Origin of the sequence: Streptomyces sp. NPDC001902, assembly GCF_042891295.1 — a bacterium.
Classification (GTDB): Bacteria; Actinomycetota; Actinomycetes; order Streptomycetales; family Streptomycetaceae; genus Actinacidiphila.
Genome location: NZ_JBIATA010000020.1, coordinates 159605 through 178762, shown reverse-complemented (window position 1 = coordinate 178762; position 19158 = coordinate 159605). Strand labels below are relative to the sequence as shown.

Here is a 19158-nt window from a genome sequence, read left to right as displayed (position 1 = left end):
TCGCCGTCCGACCCTCCCGAACCGCAGCCGGCGACCACGACCGCCGTCAAGGTCGCGGAGAGCGGCAGCGCCAGTCGCTGGACTCGATTCCTCACGAGACTTCCCTCACAGCTTCGTCGTTCGGGGCCGGCCCCGGCCGGGCGGACCGGGGGAATTCCCGGGTCCGCCCAGCGGGTGGCTCATCCTGTCACACCGCGACCAATCTCCCAGAACTGGGCGGTCGAGGAGGAATTGAGGAACCATTCGGTTCCGGTGATGCCGTCGCGGCTGGCGACGTACTGCTTGTCCTGGTACAGCGGGATCATCGGGAGGTCCTGCGCCAGGATGTTCTGGATCTGCGAGAAGTCCTTGTCCGTCTTGCTGCGGTTCGCGGACTGGCGGGTGGCCGGCAGGAGCGAGTTCTTGATGTCCCCGGCCCCGTAGTTGAGGTCGAGGAACCCTTCCGCGAAGAACGGCGCGATGTAGGTGTCGGCGTCCGGGAAATCGGGCAGCCAGCTGAGCGAGTACGCGGCCCACTTGCCCTTGACGGCGCCCGGCAGGAAGGTCTTCCAGGGGCTGCCCTTGAGGGTCACCTCGAACAGGCCGGTGGCGTCGAGCTGCTTCTTCACGTTCTCGGCCTCCTCCTTGTTCGGGGTGGCCGGGCGGTCCGTCGGGTAGGAGTAGGTGATCTTGACCGGGGTGCTGATGCCGGCGGAGGACAGCACCTCGGCGGCCTTGTTCCGGTTGGGCTCGCCGTACACGTTGAAGTACGAGTTGGTGTGGCCGGTGATGCCGGTCGGGACGGCGCCGAACAGCGGGGAGGCGGTGCGGCCGGTCACGTCGCGCGTGAGGGTGTCACGGTCGATGACGCGCGCGATGGCCTCACGGACGGCCTCGGGCTTCACGGACGGGTCGTCGATGTTGAAGAACATGTAGCGGACCGAACCACCCGGGGTCTCGGTCAGCTTGACCTTCTCGACCGTGCCCTGCTCGACCGCGTTGATCTGGTCCGGCGTGAGGGTGCGGTTCACCAGGTCGACTTCGCCGTCGGTGAGCGCCTTCATCATCTCCTTCGCGGAGGCGAAGAAGCGGACCTCGACCTTGTCGTTGCTGCGGTTGCTGACCAGGCCCTTGTAGTTCGGGTTCGCGCTGAGGACGGCCTTGCCGTCCTCCCACGAGTCGAGCTTGTAGGGGCCGGAGCCCTCCATCTTCAGGCCGTTGAGCGGCTGGGTGGCGCTGTAGACCTCGCTGTCGACGATGGCCGCGGCCGGGGTGGCCAGCCGGTACGGGAACGTCGCGTCGGGGGCCTTGAGGTGGAAGACGACGGTCTTCGGGTCCTGGGCCTCGACGCTGTCGATGTTCGCGAGGAGGCTGGAGGGGCCGAAGTCGCTCTTGATCTTCAGCACACGGTCGACGGAGAACTTGACGTCCTCCGAGGTGAGGTCGTGGCCGTTGGCGAACTTCAGGCCGTCCCGCAGCGTGCAGCGGTACACCTCCGACTTGGTGTCGGTGAAACCGCAGGACTTGGCGGCGTCCGGCTCGGGGGTGGTGGAGCTGCGCGAGTAACCGAGCAGCATCTGGAAGGTGTTGTTGAAGAAGCTGTACGTGCCACCGTCGTACGAGGTGGCCGGGTCCACGGGAGAGGGCAGCTCGTCGGACACTTCGATGTGGTCCGTCGTGCCGATGACGACCGCGTCACCGCCACCGCCACCGCCGGTCGAGTCACCGCACCCGGCGAGTACGGGCGCGGCGAGGCCCAGCAGGGCCGGCAGCACCAGTAGCTTGCGATTCATCCTCGTTGTTCTCCCTCTTCCGGCCCTCGGCCGTGCAGTGTTGAGCGGGGCGACGATACCCGTAATTGCTGGGGACCGGCATTCCGGTGGACCGCCCCCGAACACGGAGAAGTTGAGCCCGCGTCACGGGCAGATAACAAGGAGTGCCGTACCGATATCCGGACGGCGGAACGAACAGCGCGGTGTTCCGCAATCCGGACACAACCACCCCGACCGCACCGCGTTTTGACGGAGTGGAGCACGTCCGGCGCGCGCTGTCGACTGCCGTCGACGTGAAAAATATCACGTCCCGGCGTACTGGCCGGTAAACAATTCGATGCTCCGAATCGTCACGCAAAATAGCCGGGCAAGCGCCCAGAGTTTCCGCTCAATTCACGGCGACGCTCAGTGAACGGACGTAATCAGAGAGCGCAGAAAAGGCACGTCGACCCGTTCCAGGGAGGTCACCACGGTCCGCCCGGGGGCAGGTGCGATGGCGGCGATGGACGGGACGGCCACGACCTGGCAGCCGGCGGCCTCGGCGGCCTCGACCCCGGTGGGGGTGTCCTCGACGACCACGCACCGTGCCGGGTCCGCGCCCAGCCGTGCCGCCGCCGTCAGGTACGGGTCGGGGTGCGGCTTGGTCCGCTCGATCTCGTCCCCGGCGAGGGAGAAGGCGAAGTGGTGGGAGCCGAGGGAGAGCATGACGGCGTCGATGATGCGCCGGTGGGAGGCGGACACCAGGGCTGCGGGCACCCCGTGCGCGGCCAGTTCGGTGAGCAGGCGCTGGGCGCCCGGCATCAGCGGCACGCCGCGGCCGATGAGCTCGACGAAACGCAGGTTGATCAGCGCGGACAGCTCGGCGAGCGTGGCGTCCGTCCCGGTGACCGAGATGAGGTGTCCGAGGCTGCGGGTCATGGGACCGCCGACGACGACCTCACGGTGGGTGTCGTCCAGCACGTGGCCGAGCTCCGCGAAGACCTCGACCTCCGCGTTCCACCAGAAACCCTCGGTGTCGACCAGCGTGCCGTCCATGTCCAGGAGCACGGCCTGCAGGCCTGCCTCCCGGGCCGGCCGGATCTCGGTGGCGGGAATACCGCTCGTCATGCGCCCCACTCCTCTGCGTTCAGGGGGCACAAAGGCCGGTCGCCTCGCGCCCGGGTGGTGGGGGCGTGCGACCGGCCAGGTGCCGTATCGGACCGTCCAGTGTACGACGTACGTCCGACTACCGCGCGTTGAAGTACTTGGCCTCCGGGTGATGGATGACGATCGCGTCGGTGGACTGCTCCGGATGGAGCTGGAACTCCTCCGACAGCCGGACCCCGATCCGCTCGGGCTCCAGCAGCTCCGCGATCTTGGCCCGGTCCTCCAGGTCGGGGCAGGCGCCGTAGCCCAGCGAGAAGCGGGCGCCCCGGTACTTCAGGGCGAACATGTCCTCCATCGCGGCCGGGTCCTCCCCGGCGAAGCCGAGCTCGGCGCGGACCCGGGCGTGCCAGTACTCGGCCAGGGCCTCGGCGAGCTGGACGGACAGGCCGTGCAGCTCGAGGTAGTCGCGGTAGGCGTCGGCGGCGAACAGCTCGTTGGCCGCCTCGGAGATCCGGTTGCCGACGGTGACGACCTGCAGGCCGACCACGTCGGTCTCGCCGGACTCCTCGGGACGGAAGAAGTCGGCCAGGCACAGCCGGCGGCCGCGGCGCTGACGCGGGAAGGTGAACCGGGTCCGCTCGGTGCCGTCCTCGTGGAGGATGATCAGGTCGTCGCCCTTGGAGACGCAGGGGAAGTAGCCCTGGACGACGGCGGCCTCGAGCAGCCCCTCGCTCTGCAGGCGGTCCAGCAGCCCGCGCAGCCGCGGACGGCCCTCGGTCTCCACCAGCTCCTCGTAGGTGGGGCCGCCGGTACGGGACTGCTTGAGCCCCCACTGGCCCTTGAACAGGGCGCCCTCGTCCAGCCAGGACGCGTAGTCCTTGAGCGGGATGCCCTTGACGACGCGGGAGCCCCAGAACGGCGGGGTCGGCACCGGGTTGTCGACGGCGACGTCGGAGCGGATCTGGCCCCGGTTCTCCTCGGGCTCGGGCACGACGCCCGCGCGGGCGGCCACCCGGCGCTGCTTCAGCTCGGGGAGGGTGGCGCCGGGCACTCCGCGCTTGACGGCGATGAGGGCGTCCATCAGGCGCAGTCCCTCGAAGGCGTCGCGGGCGTAGCGGACCTCGCCCTGGTAGAGCTCGTGGAGGTCCTGCTCGACGTAGGCCCGGGTGAGGGCGGCGCCGCCGAGGATGACCGGGTAGGTGGCGGCGAGGCCGCGCTGGTTCAGCTCCTCCAGGTTCTCCTTCATGATCACCGTGGACTTCACCAGCAGGCCGGACATGCCGATGACGTCGGCGGAGTGCTCGTGCGCGGCGTCGAGGATCGCCGAGACAGGCTGCTTGATGCCGAGGTTGACGACGTTGTAGCCGTTGTTGGACAAGATGATGTCCACGAGGTTCTTGCCGATGTCGTGGACGTCGCCGCGGACGGTGGCCAGCACGATGGTGCCCTTGCCGGAGGCGTCGGACTTCTCCATGTGCGGTTCGAGGTGGGCGACGGCGGTCTTCATCACCTCGGCCGACTGCAGGACGAACGGCAGCTGCATCTGGCCGGAGCCGAAGAGCTCGCCGACGACCTTCATGCCCTCCAGGAGGGTGTCGTTGACGATCTCGAGGGCGGGACGCGAGGTCAGGGCCTCGTCCAGGTCGGCCTCCAGGCCGTTCTTCTCGCCGTCGATGATGCGCCGCTGCAGGCGCTCCTCCAGCGGCAGCGCCGCCAGTTCCTCGGCTCGGCCGGCCTTGACGGACTTGGTGTCGACGCCCTCGAAGAGCTCCAGGAAGCGCTGCAGCGGGTCGTAGCCCTCGCGGCGCCGGTCGTACACCAGGTCCAGGGCGACCTCGCGCTGCTCCTCGGGGATGCGGGCGATCGGCGAGATCTTGGAGGCGTGCACGATCGCCGAGTCCAGGCCGGCCTCGACGCACTCGTGGAGGAAGACCGAGTTGAGCACCATGCGGGCGGCCGGGTTGAGGCCGAAGGAGATGTTGGACAGCCCGAGCGTGGTCTGCACCTGCGGGTGGCGGCGCTTGAGTTCGCGGATCGCCTCGATCGTGGCGATGCCGTCCTTGCGGGACTCCTCCTGGCCGGTGGCGATGGTGAAGGTCAGGCAGTCGACGATGATGTCGCTCTCGTCGATGCCCCAGTTGCCGGTCAGGTCCGCGATGAGCCGCTCGGCCACGGCCACCTTGCTCTCGGGCGTGCGGGCCTGGCCCTCCTCGTCGATGGTGAGGGCGATCAGGGCGGCGCCGTGTTCCGCGGCGAGGCGGGTGGTGCGGGCGAAGCGGGAGTCGGGGCCGTCGCCGTCCTCGTAGTTGACGGAGTTGATCACGGCGCGGCCGCCGAGCTTCTCCAGGCCCGCGCGGAGCACCTCGGGCTCGGTGGAGTCCAGCACGATCGGCAGGGTGGAGGCGGTGGCCAGGCGTCCGGCGATCTCGTTCATGTCGGCGACGCCGTCGCGACCGACGTAGTCGACGCACAGGTCGAGCAGGTGGGCGCCCTCGCGGATCTGCTCGCGGGCCATCTCCACGCAGTCGTCCCAGCGGCCGTCCAGCATGGCCTCGCGGAACTTCTTGGAGCCGTTGGCGTTGGTGCGCTCGCCGATGGCGAGGTACGAGGTGTCCTGGCGGAAGGGGACGGTCTGGTAGAGCGAGGAGGCGCCCGGCTCGGGGCGCGGCGCGCGCGGGGTGATCTCGTGGCCGCGGACGCGCTCGACGACCTGGCGCAGGTGCTCGGGGGTGGTGCCGCAGCAGCCGCCGACCAGGGAGAGCCCGTACTCGCGGACGAAGGCTTCCTGGGCGTCGGCGAGTTCGCTGGGGGTCAGCGGGTAGTGTGCGCCGTCCTTGCCGAGGACGGGGAGGCCCGCATTCGGCATGCACGAGAGCTGGATGCCGGCATGCCGGGCCAGGTAGCGCAGGTGCTCGCTCATCTCGGCGGGGCCGGTGGCGCAGTTCAGGCCGATCATGTCGATGCCGAGCGGTTCCAGTGCGGTGAGCGCGGCCCCGATCTCGGAGCCCAGCAGCATGGTGCCGGTGGTCTCGACGGTGACCGAGCAGATCAGCGGCGCGTCGAGACCGGCCGCTTCCAGGGCCCGGCGGGCGCCGATGACCGCGGCCTTGGTCTGCAGCAGGTCCTGGGTGGTCTCCACGACCAGCGCGTCGGCACCGCCGGTGAGGAGCCCGGCCGCGTTCTGCTCGTACGCGTCGCGCAGGGCGCCGTAGCCGATGTGGCCGAGGGTGGGCAGCTTGGTGCCGGGGCCCATGGAGCCGATGACCCAGCGCTGCCGGCCGTCCGCGGCGGTGAACTCGTCGGCGACCTCGCGGGCGATCCGGGCGCCGGCCTCGGACAGCTCGACGATCCGGTCGGGGATGTCGTACTCGCCGAGGGCGGAGAAGTTGGCGCCGAAGGTGTTGGTCTCCACGCAGTCCACGCCGACGGCGAAGTACTCGCGGTGGACGGAGGCGACGATGTCGGGGCGGGAGACGTTGAGGACCTCGTTGCAGCCCTCGTGCCCCTGGAAGTCGTCGAGGGTGGGATTCTGCGCCTGGAGCATCGTGCCCATCGCCCCGTCTGCGACGACCACCCGGGTCGCCAGGGCCTCTCGCAGTGCTGCGCCTCGGGCACCGCTGTTGGACGGAAGGGACGGCTGGGCCATGGGTGTGCTCCCTGGAGTGCGACGGCTGTCGGCTTGGTGTGCGCCGGTGCTGCTGGTACACACCAGGCCAGCGTAGCCAAGACCCCGGATTCCGCCGCGGGGCATTCCGAGGGGCGGACGGCGGTGCCACACTCTTCTCTGGGATGATGACGGTCGGCATCGTCTGACAGCGTTCAGCATTGTCGAACCTGCCATCTCGGCGTTTGGTCGTTTCTTACGGAGGGGTTGTTCATGCCAGGTCCCATCCAGTCGCTCGCCAGGGCGGCCGCGATCCTGCGCCTGCTGGCCGGCGGCGAGCGCAGGCTCGGCCTGTCGGACGTGGCCTCCTCCCTGGGCCTGGCGAAGGGCACGGCGCACGGCATCCTGCGCACGCTGCAGCAGGAGGGCTTCGTCGAGCAGGACCCGGTCTCGGGCCGCTACCAGCTGGGGGCCGAGCTGCTGCGGCTGGGCAACAGCTACCTGGACGTGCACGAGCTGCGGGCCCGCGCCCTGGTGTGGACCGACGACCTGGCCCGCTCCAGTGGCGAGGCGGTCTACCTGGGCGTCCTGCACCAGCAGGGGGTGCTCATCGTCCACCACGTCTTCCGCCCCGACGACAGCCGTCAGGTGCTGGAGGTCGGGGCGATGCACCCGCTCCACAGCAGCGCGCTGGGCAAGGTGCTCTCCGCCTACGACCCGGTGGCGCACGGCGAGGCGGTCGAGCTGAAGCGCGAGCAGCTGACCGCGCGCACGATCACCGGGGACGCGGACTTCGAGGGTGTGCTGGACCTCACCCGCGCCCGGGGCTGGGGCTCGGACCTGGAGGAGACCTGGGACGGGGTGGCGTCCATCGCCGCCCCCATCCACGACCGGCACCGCATGCCCGTGGGCGCGGTGGCCGTCACCGGGGCGGTCGAACGGGTCTGCGCGGACGGCGAGATCCGGCCGCAGCTGGTCGCGGCCGTGCGGGACTGCGCCAGGGCGGTCTCCCGCGACCTGGGCGCCGGCCGCTTCTGACGCCGGCCGGGACCCGACTCGGAGACCTTTCCGCAACCTGACGAACCCTTGACGCGCGTGGTTGCGCAGGAGAACACTCTCGTTCGACGGTCGACATTGTCGAACACCAGCCGACGGAGTCGGTAAGGTGGACGTAACCGTGGGACCGCCGAGGGCCTGGTGACAGGCCCACGAATTCCGGAACGGGACCGGAGTTCGCCTTCCCCTGGACGAAGGACAAAGGAGTCGCATGTCCAGCGAGCACATCTTCATCGGCGAGACCATCGGTACCGCTGTTCTGATCCTCCTCGGCGGCGGCGTCTGCGCGGCTGTCACCCTCAAGAGCTCCAAGGCCCGTAACGCCGGCTGGGTGGCCATCACCTTCGGTTGGGGCTTCGCGGTCCTGGCCGGCGCCTACATCTCCGGTTCCCTCTCCGGCGCCCATCTGAACCCGGCCGTCACGATCGGCCTCGCGGTCGACAGCGGCGAGTGGAGCAAGGTCCCGGTCTACCTGGCCGGCCAGATGCTCGGCGCGATGATCGGCGCGACCCTGGTGTGGATCACCTACTACGGCCAGTTCCAGGCCCACCTGACGGACGCCGAGATCACCGGCGGTCCGGGGGCGCAGGCCACCGCGGCGGCCGAGAAGCAGACCACGGGCCCCGGCCCGGTGCTGGGCATATTCTCCACCGGCCCCGAGATCCGCAACGTCGCGCAGAACCTCGCCACGGAGATCATCGGCACCTTCGTCCTGGTGCTGTTCATCCTGACCCTCGGCCTCACCAAGGGCCTGGCGGTCTCCGGTACCGGCACCCTGATGGTCGCACTGGTCGTCGTCGGCATCGGCCTCTCGCTCGGCGGGCCGACCGGGTACGCCATCAACCCCGCACGCGACCTCGGTCCGCGCATCGTGCACGCACTGCTGCCGCTGCCCAACAAGGGTGGCTCCGACTGGCGCTACGCCTGGATACCCGTCGTCGGCCCGATCGTGGGTTCGGTCCTCGCGGCCGGCCTCTACAAGATCGCATTCTGAGAAGCAGCCCCCGACATCCCAAGGACCTGAGGAGCACACCGTGACCGACGCCCACACCACAGGCCCGTTCATCGCGGCCATCGACCAGGGCACCACGTCATCGCGCTGCATCATCTTCGACAAGGACGGCCGGATCGTCTCGGTCGGGCAGAAGGAGCACGAGCAGATCTTCCCCAAGCCGGGGTGGGTCGAGCACGACGCCGCCGAGATCTGGAGGAACGTCCAGGAGGTCGTCGAGGAGGCCGTCAGCAAGGCCGGCATCACCTCCGCCGACGTCAAGGCGATCGGCATCACCAACCAGCGCGAGACCACCGTCCTGTGGGACAAGAACACCGGCGAGCCGGTGCACAACGCGCTGGTCTGGCAGGACACCCGTACCGACGCCCTGTGCAAGGAGCTGGGCCGCAACGTCGGCCAGGACCGCTTCCGCCGCGAGACCGGCCTGCCGCTGGCCTCGTACTTCGCCGGCCCGAAGATCCGCTGGCTGCTCGACAACGTCGAGGGCCTGCGCGAGCGCGCCGAGGCCGGCGAGATCCTCTTCGGCACCATGGACAGCTGGGTGATCTGGAACCTCACCGGCGGGGTCAACGGCGGACACCACGTCACCGACGTGACCAACGCCTCCCGCACGCTGCTGATGAACCTGCACACCCTCGACTGGGACCACAAGATCCTGGAGTCCATCGGCGTGCCCGCCGCGGTTCTGCCGGAGATCCGCTCCTCCGCCGAGGTGTACGGCACGGCCGCCTCCGGCGCCCTGGCCGGCGTGCCGGTCGCGTCCGCGCTCGGCGACCAGCAGGCGGCCCTTTTCGGCCAGACCTGCTACTCCGAGGGCGAGGCCAAGTCCACCTACGGCACCGGCACCTTCCTGCTGATGAACACCGGCGAGAAGCCGATCAACAGCTACAACGGCCTGATCACCACCGTCGGCTACCGCATCGGCGACCAGAAGCCGGTGTACGCCCTGGAGGGCTCGATCGCGGTCACCGGCTCGCTGGTGCAGTGGATGCGCGACCAGATGGGCCTGATCAAGACCGCGGCCGAGATCGAGACCCTGGCCCTGTCGGTCGAGGACAACGGCGGCGCGTACTTCGTGCCCGCCTTCTCCGGTCTGTTCGCCCCGTACTGGCGCTCCGACGCCCGCGGTGTGATCGCCGGCCTCACCCGGTACGTCACCAAGGCCCACATCGCGCGCGCCGTGCTGGAGGCGACCGCCTGGCAGACCAGGGAGATCGTCGACGCCATGACCAAGGACTCGGGCGTGGAGCTCACCGCGCTCAAGGTCGACGGCGGCATGACCGCCAACAACCTGCTGATGCAGACCCTCGCCGACTTCCTGGACGCGCCCGTCGTGCGTCCGCTGGTCGCCGAGACCACCTGCCTGGGCGCGGCCTACGCCGCCGGTCTGGCCGTGGGCTTCTGGTCGGACACCGACGAACTGCGCGCCAACTGGCGCCGGGCCGCCGAATGGACCCCCCGCATGGACGCCGACGTCCGCGACCGCGAGTACAAGGACTGGCTCAAGGCCGTCGAGCGGACCATGGGCTGGATCGAAGAGGAGAAGTGAACCGATCATGACCACCCTGCAGCGCGTCCCGGCCCTCGGGACGCGTCCGACCGCCGGCCGTAACCCGGGCCGCGCCGAGACCCGGGAACTGCTGAGCCGCGCCACCTACGACCTGCTGGTCATCGGCGGCGGCATCCTGGGCACCTCCGTGGCCTGGCACGCCGCGCAGTCGGGGCTGCGGGTCGCGATGGTGGACGCCGGCGACTTCGCCGGCGCCACCAGCTCCGCCTCCTCCAAGCTCGTCCACGGCGGTCTGCGCTACCTGCAGACCGGCGCGGTCAAGCTGGTGGCGGAGAACCACATGGAACGGCGGGTCCTGGCCAGGGACGTGGCTCCGCACCTGGTCAACCCGCTCACCTTCCACCTGCCGGTCTACCGGGGCGGCCCGGTCGGTGCCGCCAAGCTCGGGGCGGGGGTCTTCGCCTACTCGGCGCTGTCCGCCTTCGGCGACGGGGTCGGCCGGATCATCTCCCCGGCCAGGGCGGCGGCCGCCAACCCCGCCCTGCGCACGGAGAACCTCAAGGCCGTCGCGGTCTACTACGACCACCAGATGAACGACTCGCGGATGGCGGTCATGACGGTGCGCGCCGCCGTCGAGGCGGGCGCCGTCGTCCTCAACCACGCCGAGGTCACCGGCCTGCGCTTCACCCACGGCCGGGTCACCGGCGCCGACCTGAAGGACCGTCTGGACGGCACCGAGTTCGGCGTCGACGCGCGGCTGGTGCTCAACGCGACCGGCCCGTGGGTCGACCACCTGCGGCGGATGGAGGACAAGGGCGCCGCCCCCAGCATCCGGCTGTCGAAGGGCGCCCACATCGTCCTGAGGCGCAAGGCCCCGTGGCGGGCCGCCATGGCGACCCCCATCGACAAGTACCGCATCACGTTCGCCCTGCCGTGGGAGGACCAGCTGCTGCTGGGCACCACCGACGAGGAGTACACCGGCGACCCGGCCGACGTGCGGGCCACCGAGGCCGACATCACGCAGATCCTGGACGAGGCCGCCCACTCGGTGCGCGACGAGCACCTGTCCCGCGACCTGATCACCTACGCCTTCGCGGGCCTGCGGGTGCTGCCCGGCGGCCCCGGCGGCGTGGAGAAGGCCAAGCGCGAGACCGTCGTCACCGAGGGCAGCGGCGGCATGCTGTCGGTGGCGGGCGGCAAGTGGACGACGTACCGGCACATCGGCCGCACCGTGATGGCCAAGCTCGCCAAGCTGCCCGGCGGTCCGCTGAACGAGGACATGGAGCCGCTGGACCACCTGCCCAGGCGGGTCCCGCTGCCGGGCGTCGCCAACCCCAACGCGGTCGCCCACCGGCTGCTGGTCGACCGGGAGCCGGGGCGGCGCCTGGACCCGCTGACGGCACGCCACCTCGCCACCCACTACGGCGCGCTGTCCTTCGACATCGCCCGGCTGGTCAACGAGGACCCGGCGCTCGGGGAGCGGATCCACCCCGACGGCCCGGAGATCTGGGCCCAGGTCGTGTACGCCCGCGACCACGAGTGGGCGCAGACGGCGGACGACGTGCTGCGTCGCCGCACCACCGTGACGGTGCGCGGCCTGGACACCGCGGACGTCCGGGAGCGGGTCGAGTCGCTGCTGGCCGGCCGGCGCGACTGACACCCCCGACCCGTGGGCCCGGGCGTCCCGGGGTGAGCGGCAGGACCTCCCCGCTCACCCCGGGCGTCCGGGCCGCCGCGTTTCCACCGGCGCGTAGGCGGCCGCGAGGTCCTGGGCGTCGGCGTACGAGGGCAGTCCCGCCGGGAGCGGTGTGCCGCGCTCGGCGTGCCCGGCGGTCTCCACGGCGGCGTGGAGCGCGGCGCGGAAGAGCAGCGAGCCGGTGCTGACCCGGCTCACCCCGAGGGCGGCAAGGCGCGGCAGCCCGGGGCCGCCCGGCGGGAGCAGGACGTTGAGCGGGGCGCCGAGGTCGGCCGCGAGCGCGGCGATGACGCTCTCGTCCGCCAGGCCAGGCACGAAGATCCCGTCGGCGCCGGCGGCGAGGTAGGCGGCGGCACGGCGGCGGGTCTCGTCCTGCGGGTCCTGCCCGGCGGTGCCCAGCCAGTAGGTGTCGGTGCGGGCGTTGACGAAGAGCCCGGGGGCGGTGCGTTTGACCGCGGCGATGAGCTCGCCCTGCTCGGCGGGGTCGGTCAGGCCCGCTCCGCCGGGGCGGCCGTCCTCGATGTTGACGCCCGCGACGCCCAGCCGTTCGAAGGCGGCGGCGAGTTCGGCGACGTCCTCGGGCGTGGAGCCGAAGCCCCCCTCGATGTCGACGCTGACCAGGACGGGCAGCCGGACGAGGTCGCGGGCGAGCCACAGGGTCGTCTCGCGGGTGGCGCCGACCGCGTCCGGCAGTCCCGCCGCGGCGGCGACGCCCAGGCTGGTGGTGCCGATCGCGGGGAAGCCGCGGGCGGCGAGTGCGGCCGCGGATGCGCGGTCCCAGGCATTGGGCAGGAAGAGCGGGCGCCCGGCACGGTGGAGGGCGCGGAAGGCCTCGAAGCGGTTCATGGGGTGGGTGCCTCCAGGGCGTCGGGCGCGATGCCCAGGTGGGTGTGGAGGGCCGTGCGGCCCCGCGCGGTGAGCTTGACGGCGCGGCCGCTGCCGATGCGCACGCACCAGCCGGACGCGAGGGCGTGCCCGCACAGCGCGGCCCCGGCGACGCCCGCCAGGTGCGGCCGGCGCTCCGTCCAGTCCAGGCAGGGCCGGGCGAGCGGGCGTCGGCCGGTGCGTGCGGCGGCCAGGTCGACGCCGAGCCCGGTGAACCACTCCACGCCCGCGTCGGTGAGGGCGAAGCCGGTGCTCTGCCGGAGCAGTCCGCGGTCGGTCATGGCGTCCGTGACGAGGATGCCCAGGCGTCCCGCGAGGTGGTCGTAGCAGGTACGGGCGCGGGCCATGGCGCTCCCGGCGCCCGCCTGCCCGAGGGTGCGGGGCGCGGCGGGCGGCGGCCCGGCGTGCGCGGCGAGGTCCTCGACGAGCTGCGCGGTACGGGCGTCGGCGAGGCGTACGTAGCGGTGGCGGCCCTGGCGTTCCTCGGTGAGCAGCCCGCCCGCGACGAGCCGGCCGAGGTGCTCGCTGGCGGTCGAGGGCGCCACTCCGGCGTGGCGGGCCAGCTCCCCCGCGGTCCAGGCCCGGCCGTCGAGCAGCGCCAGGCACATCGCGGCCCGCGTCTCGTCGGCGAGCAGTGCCGCGAGGGCGGCGAGGGCACTTCCCGCGTGGTCGTTTCGCACCATGTCCCCAGCATGGCCCCCGGACGTTTCGGCGCACGCCGAAGCGTCCCGGCCGGCCGCCCTCGCCCCGCCCCGTCCGCGGCTTGACAGGACGTCAGTCCAGGCCCCACCCTTTCACCACTTGCTTAGTGAAAGGGTGTTTCGCGCATGGTCGAGTTCCGCATCGACCGCCGCAGCGGTGTCGCCACGTACCTCCAGATCGTCCAGCAGACCAAACAGGCCCTGCGGCTGGGCCTGCTGGAGCCCGGCGACCGGCTGCCGACGGCCCGCGAGGTCGTCGAGGCGACCGCCGTCAACCCCAACACCGTGCTCAAGGCCTACCGCGAACTGGAGCGCGAGGGCCTGGTGGAGGCGCGCCGGGGCCTGGGCACCTTCGTCCAGAAGTCGCTGGGCGCCGGCCCGGCCGACTCGCCGCTCGCGGGCGAACTGACCGACTGGATGCGCCGCGCGCGTGCCGCCGGGCTCGACCGCGAGGACGCCGCGGCGCTGTTCCACTCCGTGCTCGACCAGGAGTTCTCCGAGGGGGAGAGATGAATCAGGAAACGGCCGCCGTCGAGGCGGCCGGGCTCGGTCTGCGGTACGCGTGGGGACGGGACCCCGTCCTGCGGGACTGTTCCTTCCGGCTGCCGGCCGGCCGGATCTGCGCGCTCGTCGGGCCCAACGGCGCGGGCAAGTCGACACTGCTGGCGCTCGCCGCGGGACTGCTGCGGCCCACCGAGGGGGAGCTGCGCGTGTGGGGTACGACCCCCGGCGCGGCCCGCACCCGGCTCGCCTACGTCGCCCAGGACAAGCCGCTCCACCCACAGCTCACCGTGGCGGCGACGCTGCGGCTCGGCGCCGAGCTCAACCCGGGCCACTGGGACCGGGAGGCCGCCGAACGCGTCGCGTACGGCGGCGGCCTGACGCCCCGCGACCGCGTCCGTGCCCTGTCGGGAGGTCAGCGCACCCGCGTCGCGCTCGCCCTGGCCCTGGGCAAGCGGGCCGAACTGCTGCTCCTGGACGAGCCGATGGCCGACCTCGACCCGCTCGCCCGCCACGAGCTGACCGGCGCCCTCATGGCCACGGCGGCCGAGCGCGGTACGACCATCGTGATCTCCTCGCACGTCGTCGCCGAACTCGACGGCGTCTGCGACCACCTGCTGCTCCTCGGCGAGGGCCGGGTCCGGCTGGCCGGCGACACCGACGACCTGCTGGCCGCGCACCGCCGCGTCACCGGCACCGGCGGGGACTTCGGCCCCCACACCGTCGTCCAGGAACACGTCAACGGGCGCGGACGCACCGCGCTGGTCCGCCCCGCCGGAGCGCTGGAGGACGGCGACTGGCTGGTGGAGGAACCCACCCTCGAGGAGCTGGTCCTGGCCCATCTGCGCAATCCCGGGGCGCCCGCCCTGCTCACCGCCGACGCCACGCCCGCACCCGTGTCCCGCCAGGAGGCCGTCGTATGACCGCCGTCGCCCCATCGCCGCGCCCGCCCGTCCTGTCCGGCCTGACCCGGTCGGTGGTGCGCCTGCACCGCGTGGCCCTGTGGCTGTGGATCGCCTTCGTGGCGGCCGGATCCGGCTGGCTCCTTCGCGCCCTGTGGCTGAGCGCGGGGGACCCGCGGTACGACCCCGCCTGCGCCCCGCGCTGCGTCGACCCGGAGCCGTTCGACGCCTACGTCCCCCTCCACCTGCAGGGCCGCGTGATGGCGCTCCTTCCGCTCGCGGTCGCGGTGTTCGCCGGTGGCGCCCTCGTCGGCCGGGAACTGGAGCGGGGGACCGCCGCGCTCGCCTGGGTCCAGTCGGTCACCCCCACGCGCTGGCTCGCCGCCAAGCTCGCCGTACCGGCCCTGCTGCTGACCGGTGGCACGACCGGCCTGACGCTGCTCTTCCGGTGGGTGTGGAGCACGGGCCACCCGCAGGACCGCCCCGGCTGGTACGAGAACGACATCTTCCTCTCCACCGGCCCGGTCCTGGTCGCGCACGTGCTGCTCGCCCTGGTTCTGGGCGCGCTGGCCGGGATGCTGATGCGGCGCACGCTCAGCGGACTGGGCCTGGCCTTCTTCGGCACCTCCCTCGTGCTCGTCACGGCGGGGCTGTACCGCTCCGCGCTGTGGCCGAAGGTCCGGACCGGCCTGTCACACCTCGGTGCCACGGACTGGACGGCGGAACGCGTGGACAAGCCTGTCGACGGCGTCGGGCTCGGGGATGCGCAGGCGCTCGTCCATCCCGCCTCGCACTACTGGCCCCTGCAGCTCGTCGAGACCGGCATCGTGCTGGCCCTGGCCGCCCTCGCCTGCTGGGCCTGCTTCGCGCTGCTCCGGCGTCGGACGGCCTGAGCCGGGGTCCTAAGGTGATCCGCACAGCATCGTCCCGCCCGGCCCGGAGGCCCGATGACCACGGATCAGCTGCCCATCTCCCGCATCCCGCGCTCCGGGCTGCCCGCGCACGCGGTCGTCGTGGGCGACCCGGCGCGCGCGGCGGAGGTGGCCTCCCTGCTCACGGACCCGCATGAGGTGTCGCACCACCGCGAGTACCGCACCTTCGCCGGCGCCTGGAAGGGCACCCCCGTCGTGGTGTCCTCGCACGGGGTCGGCGGGCCGGGGGCGATGTGCCTGTTCCAGGAGCTGGCGGACGCCGGCGTCCGTACGATCCTGCGCCTCGGCACGGCGGGCGCCATCCGCGCCGGGATAGGGGACGGCGACCTGGTGATCGCCGAGGCCGCGGTGCGGGACGACGGGGTCACCCAGCAGTTGCTGCCGCCGGAGTACCCGGCGTTCGCGACGCCGGAGGCGGTGCTGGCGCTGCAGCGGGCGGCACGGGCGGCGGGGGCGCCGTACCACCGGGGCGTGGTGTGGACGCGTGCGGCCTTCCAGCCGGGTTTCCTGCCGCTGCCCGGCGCGGCGTACGCGGCGGCAGGGATCGCCGCGATCGAGATGGAGCTGTCGGCCCTGCTGGTGCTGGCCTCGACGCGCGGCCTGGTGGCCGGCGGCGCGCTCGTCGTCGACGGCGCCAACGCCGACGACCTGGTCGACGTGGAGGCCACCGGCGGCTACGACCCGCACCGGGCGGTGGTCGCCGAGGGGGTCGCCCGCGGCAGCCGGGTAACGTTGGACGCCTTGCATCTGCTGGCCACCGAGTACGGAAGCGACGAGAAGTGAGCGCTCAGGACGCCGATCTGCTGGTGCACGGCGGCGATGTGCTGACCGTCGACGCTGCGGGCACCGTCGTCACCGACGGCGCGGTCGCCGTCCGGGACGGCGAGATCCTCGCCGTGGGACCGACGGCGCAGGTGCGCGCGGCGTACCGGGCCGCCGAGGAGATCGACGCCTCGGGGTGCCTGGTGCTCCCCGGGCTGGTCAACACGCACACCCACCTGGCGATGACCCTGCTGCGGGGCTGCGCCGACGACGTCGACCTGCAGGAGTTCCTGGCCCGGGTGATCCCCCGCGAGGCCGAGCTGCTGTCGCCGCGGGCGGTGGCCGCGGGGGTGCGGGTGGCCGTGGCGGAGAGCGTACGGGCCGGGGTCACCACGGGCCTGGACATGTACTGGTTCCACGAGGCCGCCGAGGAGGCCGCGCGGGCGGCGGGCTGGCGGCTGCTGGCCGGTCCGACCTTCATGGACGTGCCCGGGCCGCCGGACGGCCGGCCGTACGGCGACCGCATGGCCTGGGCCGCGGCCGACCTGGCCGCGCGCACCGGCCGGGCGCCGGGCACCCGCCCGGTGGTCTTCGCGCACAGCGCCTACACCCTCGACCCCGAGCAGCTCGTCGCGATCACCGCGCTCGCCCGCGAGCACGGCGCGCTGCTGCACGTCCACGCGGCGGAGAACGCGGCCGAGGTCGCGATGGTGGCCGGGGCGCACGGCAAGCGGCCGGTCGAGCTGCTGGACTCCCTCGGGGTCCTCGGGCCCGACGTGCTGCTGGCGCACGCCGTGGACCTGACCGACGACGAGATCGCCGCCCTGGCCAGGACGGGCACGTCCGTCGCGCACTGCCCGGTCTCCAACCTGAAGCTGGGCTGCGGCATCGCCCGTGTCCCGGAGCTGCTGGCCGCCGGGGTCACCGTGGGCCTCGGCACCGACGGTGCGGTGAGCTCCAACACCCTCGACGTCCTGGGCGCGGTGCGGACCGCCGCGCTGGTGCACAAGGCCGCAGGCGACCCGACCGCCGTCGGCGCGGAACAGGCGGTGCGGATGGCGACGATCGAGGCCGCCCGCGCGCTGGGCCTCGCCGACCACCTCGGCTCCCTGGAGCCGGGCAAGCGCGCCGACCTGGCCGTCCTCGACCTCGGCGGGCCGCACCTCACGCCGCGCCACGACCCCTGGTCGATGCTGGCGTACGCGGCCGCGGCCGCGGACGTACGGGACACCGTCGTCGACGGCCAGGTCCTCATGCGCGATCGTGTGCTGCTCACCCTCGACGAACCGGCCGCGCTGCGCGAGCTGGAGGAGCTCGAGCTGGAGCACCCCGCATGACCTCGGACGTCGAACCCACCCGCGGCTTCACCGGGCGCGGCCGCGCCGCCGACCGCGACCCGCGGCTGCCGCCCGGCCAGTACGACGCCCGCGACACGTGGCCGGTCCTGTCCGCCGAGGTCACGCCCACGATCGCGGCCGGGGACTGGACGTTCCGGGTGGACGGGCTGGTGGACCGCCCGCACACCTGGGACTGGGAAGCGGCCCACGCGCTGCCCGGCTCCGCGTACCGGGGCGACATCCACTGTGTGACCGGCTGGTCCAAGTTCGGCGTGCGCTTCGGCGGGGTGTCGGTCGACGCCTTCCTGGAGGCCGTGCGCCCCTCCCCCGCCGCCACCCACGTCGTCGCCTGGTCCCACACCGGCTACGCCGCCAACCTGCCGCTCACGGACGTCACCGGCGGCCGCGCCTGGATCGCCTGGGAGTACGACGGCGCTCCCCTCGCCCCCGAGCACGGCGGCCCGGCCCGGCTGATCGTCCCGCACCTGTACTTCTGGAAGAGCACCAAGTGGATCGCGGGCCTGCGCCTGCTCGACCACGACGAGTCGGGCTTCTGGGAGCAGAACGGCTACCACCACCGGGGCGACCCCTGGCAGGAGCAGCGCTACGCCCATGACTGACCTCTCCACCCCCGCGCCCGCCCCGGCGTTCGTCCCGCCGGCCCGGTTCGCCGTGCCCGGCCGCATCGCGGTCCCCGAGGCCGCCTCCTCGGTCTGGCGCCGCGCGGTGATCACGCAGATCCGCCGCGAGACCCCGCGCACGTCCACCTTCCGGCTCGCGGTGCCCGGCTGGGCGGGCCACCTGCCCGGCCAGTATCTGACGCTGCGCCTCACGGCCCCCGACGGTTACACGGCGCAGCGCAACTACTCGGTCGCCTCCGCCCCCGACGGTTCCGGCCACATCGAGCTGACCCTCGACCACGTGGCCGGCGGCGAGGTGTCCGGGCACCTGCACACCGTCGCCCGGCCGGGCGACTCCGTCGAGGTCCGCGGCCCGCACAGCGGCTTCTTCGCCTGGACCGGGGACCATCCGGCGCTGCTGCTGGGCGCCGGATCGGGGGTGGTCCCGCTGATGTCGATGGTGCGCCACCGCCGGCTGCGCGGCCTGGACGTGCCGCTGCGGCTGATCGTCTCGGCCCGCACCCGCGAGGACCTGATCTACGCCGCCGAGTACGGACCGGAGACGACCGTGCTGCTCACCCGCACCCAGGGCCGCCTCACCGCCGCCCACCTGGCCCCGCACCTCGCGGAGCCGCCACCGGGCGGCTGGGAGGCCTACGTCTGCGGCGGCAACGGTTTCGCCGAGCACGCCTCGCGCCTGCTGGCGGCCGCCGGACAGCCGCTGGACCGGATCCGCATCGAGCGATTCGGCTGATCAGCGAGGTTCGGGTATCCTCCTCTGTACGTGATCTTCCGGGGCGGCG

At 72.4% G+C, this 19158-nt stretch carries 16 protein-coding genes; 11 read left to right on the top strand and 5 right to left on the bottom strand.

What is annotated here, in order from left to right:
* Positions 1 to 179: 179 nt before the first annotated feature.
* From ACFYYN_RS28975 to metH, 3 genes are all read right to left on the bottom strand, one after another.
* Positions 180 to 1772, bottom strand: a complete 1593-nt coding sequence (locus tag ACFYYN_RS28975; protein ID WP_500548102.1) for an ABC transporter substrate-binding protein — start codon at positions 1770 to 1772, stop codon at positions 180 to 182.
* Positions 1773 to 2156: 384 nt separating this feature from the next.
* A complete protein-coding gene (locus tag ACFYYN_RS28970; RefSeq protein WP_499510945.1) occupies positions 2157 to 2858 on the bottom strand; it encodes an HAD family hydrolase in 702 nt (233 codons plus the stop codon).
* 118 nt (positions 2859 to 2976) lie between these two features.
* Entirely contained in the window at positions 2977 to 6483 is a 3507-nt protein-coding gene (gene metH / locus ACFYYN_RS28965) for a methionine synthase (protein WP_500548101.1), read from the bottom strand.
* Positions 6484 to 6714: 231 nt separating this feature from the next.
* On the opposite strand from metH, the gene ACFYYN_RS28960 reads away from it, so the two are divergent.
* The 4 genes from ACFYYN_RS28960 to ACFYYN_RS28945 all read left to right on the top strand — a co-directional run bounded on the left by ACFYYN_RS28960 (position 6715) and on the right by ACFYYN_RS28945 (position 11676).
* Positions 6715 to 7479, top strand: coding sequence for an IclR family transcriptional regulator (locus ACFYYN_RS28960; protein ID WP_499510947.1), 765 nt, complete (start codon positions 6715 to 6717; stop codon positions 7477 to 7479).
* A gap of 229 nt (positions 7480 to 7708) precedes the next feature.
* On the top strand, positions 7709 to 8491 hold the full coding sequence (locus tag ACFYYN_RS28955) for an MIP/aquaporin family protein (protein WP_499510948.1): 783 nt from the start codon (positions 7709 to 7711) through the stop codon (positions 8489 to 8491).
* Positions 8492 to 8531: 40 nt separating this feature from the next.
* Positions 8532 to 10058 (top strand): glycerol kinase GlpK, encoded by a 1527-nt coding sequence (gene glpK / locus ACFYYN_RS28950; RefSeq protein ID WP_499510949.1) that lies wholly within the window; start codon positions 8532 to 8534, stop codon positions 10056 to 10058.
* A 7-nt stretch (positions 10059 to 10065) separates the two neighbouring features.
* Complete coding sequence (locus tag ACFYYN_RS28945; RefSeq protein WP_500548100.1) at positions 10066 to 11676, top strand: glycerol-3-phosphate dehydrogenase/oxidase; 1611 nt, start codon at positions 10066 to 10068, stop codon at positions 11674 to 11676.
* 54 nt (positions 11677 to 11730) lie between these two features.
* Here the strand turns inward: ACFYYN_RS28945 and ACFYYN_RS28940 are convergent, their stop codons facing one another.
* Both ACFYYN_RS28940 and ACFYYN_RS28935 read right to left on the bottom strand, forming a co-directional pair.
* A complete protein-coding gene (locus tag ACFYYN_RS28940; protein ID WP_500548099.1) occupies positions 11731 to 12561 on the bottom strand; it encodes an isocitrate lyase/PEP mutase family protein in 831 nt (276 codons plus the stop codon).
* Positions 12558 to 13283: an ArsR/SmtB family transcription factor gene (locus ACFYYN_RS28935; protein WP_500548098.1), complete on the bottom strand. Its 726-nt coding sequence runs from the start codon at positions 13281 to 13283 to the stop codon at positions 12558 to 12560. Before ACFYYN_RS28935 ends, ACFYYN_RS28940 begins: the two co-directional genes overlap by 4 nt.
* A gap of 144 nt (positions 13284 to 13427) precedes the next feature.
* On the opposite strand from ACFYYN_RS28935, the gene ACFYYN_RS28930 reads away from it, so the two are divergent.
* From ACFYYN_RS28930 to ACFYYN_RS28900, 7 genes are read left to right on the top strand one after another with little or no spacing between them, the layout of a single operon-like run.
* Positions 13428 to 13814 (top strand): GntR family transcriptional regulator, encoded by a 387-nt coding sequence (locus ACFYYN_RS28930; protein WP_500332099.1) that lies wholly within the window; start codon positions 13428 to 13430, stop codon positions 13812 to 13814.
* Positions 13811 to 14725, top strand: a complete 915-nt coding sequence (locus ACFYYN_RS28925; RefSeq protein ID WP_500332098.1) for an ABC transporter ATP-binding protein — start codon at positions 13811 to 13813, stop codon at positions 14723 to 14725. The genes ACFYYN_RS28930 and ACFYYN_RS28925 overlap by 4 nt, the downstream gene beginning before the upstream one ends.
* Positions 14722 to 15597: an ABC-2 membrane transporter-related protein gene (locus ACFYYN_RS28920; protein ID WP_500548097.1), complete on the top strand. Its 876-nt coding sequence runs from the start codon at positions 14722 to 14724 to the stop codon at positions 15595 to 15597. Before ACFYYN_RS28925 ends, ACFYYN_RS28920 begins: the two co-directional genes overlap by 4 nt.
* Positions 15598 to 15651: 54 nt before the next feature.
* Complete coding sequence (locus ACFYYN_RS28915) at positions 15652 to 16419, top strand: phosphorylase family protein (protein ID WP_500548096.1); 768 nt, start codon at positions 15652 to 15654, stop codon at positions 16417 to 16419.
* Positions 16416 to 17735, top strand: coding sequence for an amidohydrolase (locus tag ACFYYN_RS28910; RefSeq protein WP_500548095.1), 1320 nt, complete (start codon positions 16416 to 16418; stop codon positions 17733 to 17735). Before ACFYYN_RS28915 ends, ACFYYN_RS28910 begins: the two co-directional genes overlap by 4 nt.
* A complete protein-coding gene (locus tag ACFYYN_RS28905; protein ID WP_500548094.1) occupies positions 17732 to 18355 on the top strand; it encodes a sulfite oxidase-like oxidoreductase in 624 nt (207 codons plus the stop codon). Before ACFYYN_RS28910 ends, ACFYYN_RS28905 begins: the two co-directional genes overlap by 4 nt.
* Positions 18348 to 19109 carry a ferredoxin reductase gene (locus ACFYYN_RS28900; RefSeq protein ID WP_500548093.1) on the top strand — a complete coding sequence of 254 codons (762 nt, stop codon included), beginning with the start codon at positions 18348 to 18350 and terminating at the stop codon, positions 19107 to 19109. The genes ACFYYN_RS28905 and ACFYYN_RS28900 overlap by 8 nt, the downstream gene beginning before the upstream one ends.
* Positions 19110 to 19158 lie beyond the last annotated feature (49 nt).

Excerpts from the sequence above, each read along its gene's own strand:
- ACFYYN_RS28925 (WP_500332098.1), top strand. The coding sequence starts at position 13,811 with ATGAATCAGGAAACGGCCGCCGTCGAGGCGGCCGGGCTCGGTCTGCGG.
- ACFYYN_RS28955 (WP_499510948.1), top strand. The coding sequence starts at position 7,709 with ATGTCCAGCGAGCACATCTTCATCGGCGAGACCATCGGTACCGCTGTT.
- ACFYYN_RS28930 (WP_500332099.1), top strand. The coding sequence starts at position 13,428 with ATGGTCGAGTTCCGCATCGACCGCCGCAGCGGTGTCGCCACGTACCTC.
- ACFYYN_RS28900 (WP_500548093.1), top strand. The coding sequence starts at position 18,348 with ATGACTGACCTCTCCACCCCCGCGCCCGCCCCGGCGTTCGTCCCGCCG.
- ACFYYN_RS28970 (WP_499510945.1), bottom strand. The coding sequence starts at position 2,858 with ATGACGAGCGGTATTCCCGCCACCGAGATCCGGCCGGCCCGGGAGGCA.
- metH (WP_500548101.1), bottom strand. The coding sequence starts at position 6,483 with ATGGCCCAGCCGTCCCTTCCGTCCAACAGCGGTGCCCGAGGCGCAGCA.
- ACFYYN_RS28960 (WP_499510947.1), top strand. The coding sequence starts at position 6,715 with ATGCCAGGTCCCATCCAGTCGCTCGCCAGGGCGGCCGCGATCCTGCGC.
- ACFYYN_RS28975 (WP_500548102.1), bottom strand. The coding sequence starts at position 1,772 with ATGAATCGCAAGCTACTGGTGCTGCCGGCCCTGCTGGGCCTCGCCGCG.
- ACFYYN_RS28905 (WP_500548094.1), top strand. The coding sequence starts at position 17,732 with ATGACCTCGGACGTCGAACCCACCCGCGGCTTCACCGGGCGCGGCCGC.
- ACFYYN_RS28935 (WP_500548098.1), bottom strand. The coding sequence starts at position 13,283 with ATGGTGCGAAACGACCACGCGGGAAGTGCCCTCGCCGCCCTCGCGGCA.
- ACFYYN_RS28915 (WP_500548096.1), top strand. The coding sequence starts at position 15,652 with ATGACCACGGATCAGCTGCCCATCTCCCGCATCCCGCGCTCCGGGCTG.
- ACFYYN_RS28940 (WP_500548099.1), bottom strand. The coding sequence starts at position 12,561 with ATGAACCGCTTCGAGGCCTTCCGCGCCCTCCACCGTGCCGGGCGCCCG.
- ACFYYN_RS28945 (WP_500548100.1), top strand. The coding sequence starts at position 10,066 with ATGACCACCCTGCAGCGCGTCCCGGCCCTCGGGACGCGTCCGACCGCC.
- ACFYYN_RS28920 (WP_500548097.1), top strand. The coding sequence starts at position 14,722 with ATGACCGCCGTCGCCCCATCGCCGCGCCCGCCCGTCCTGTCCGGCCTG.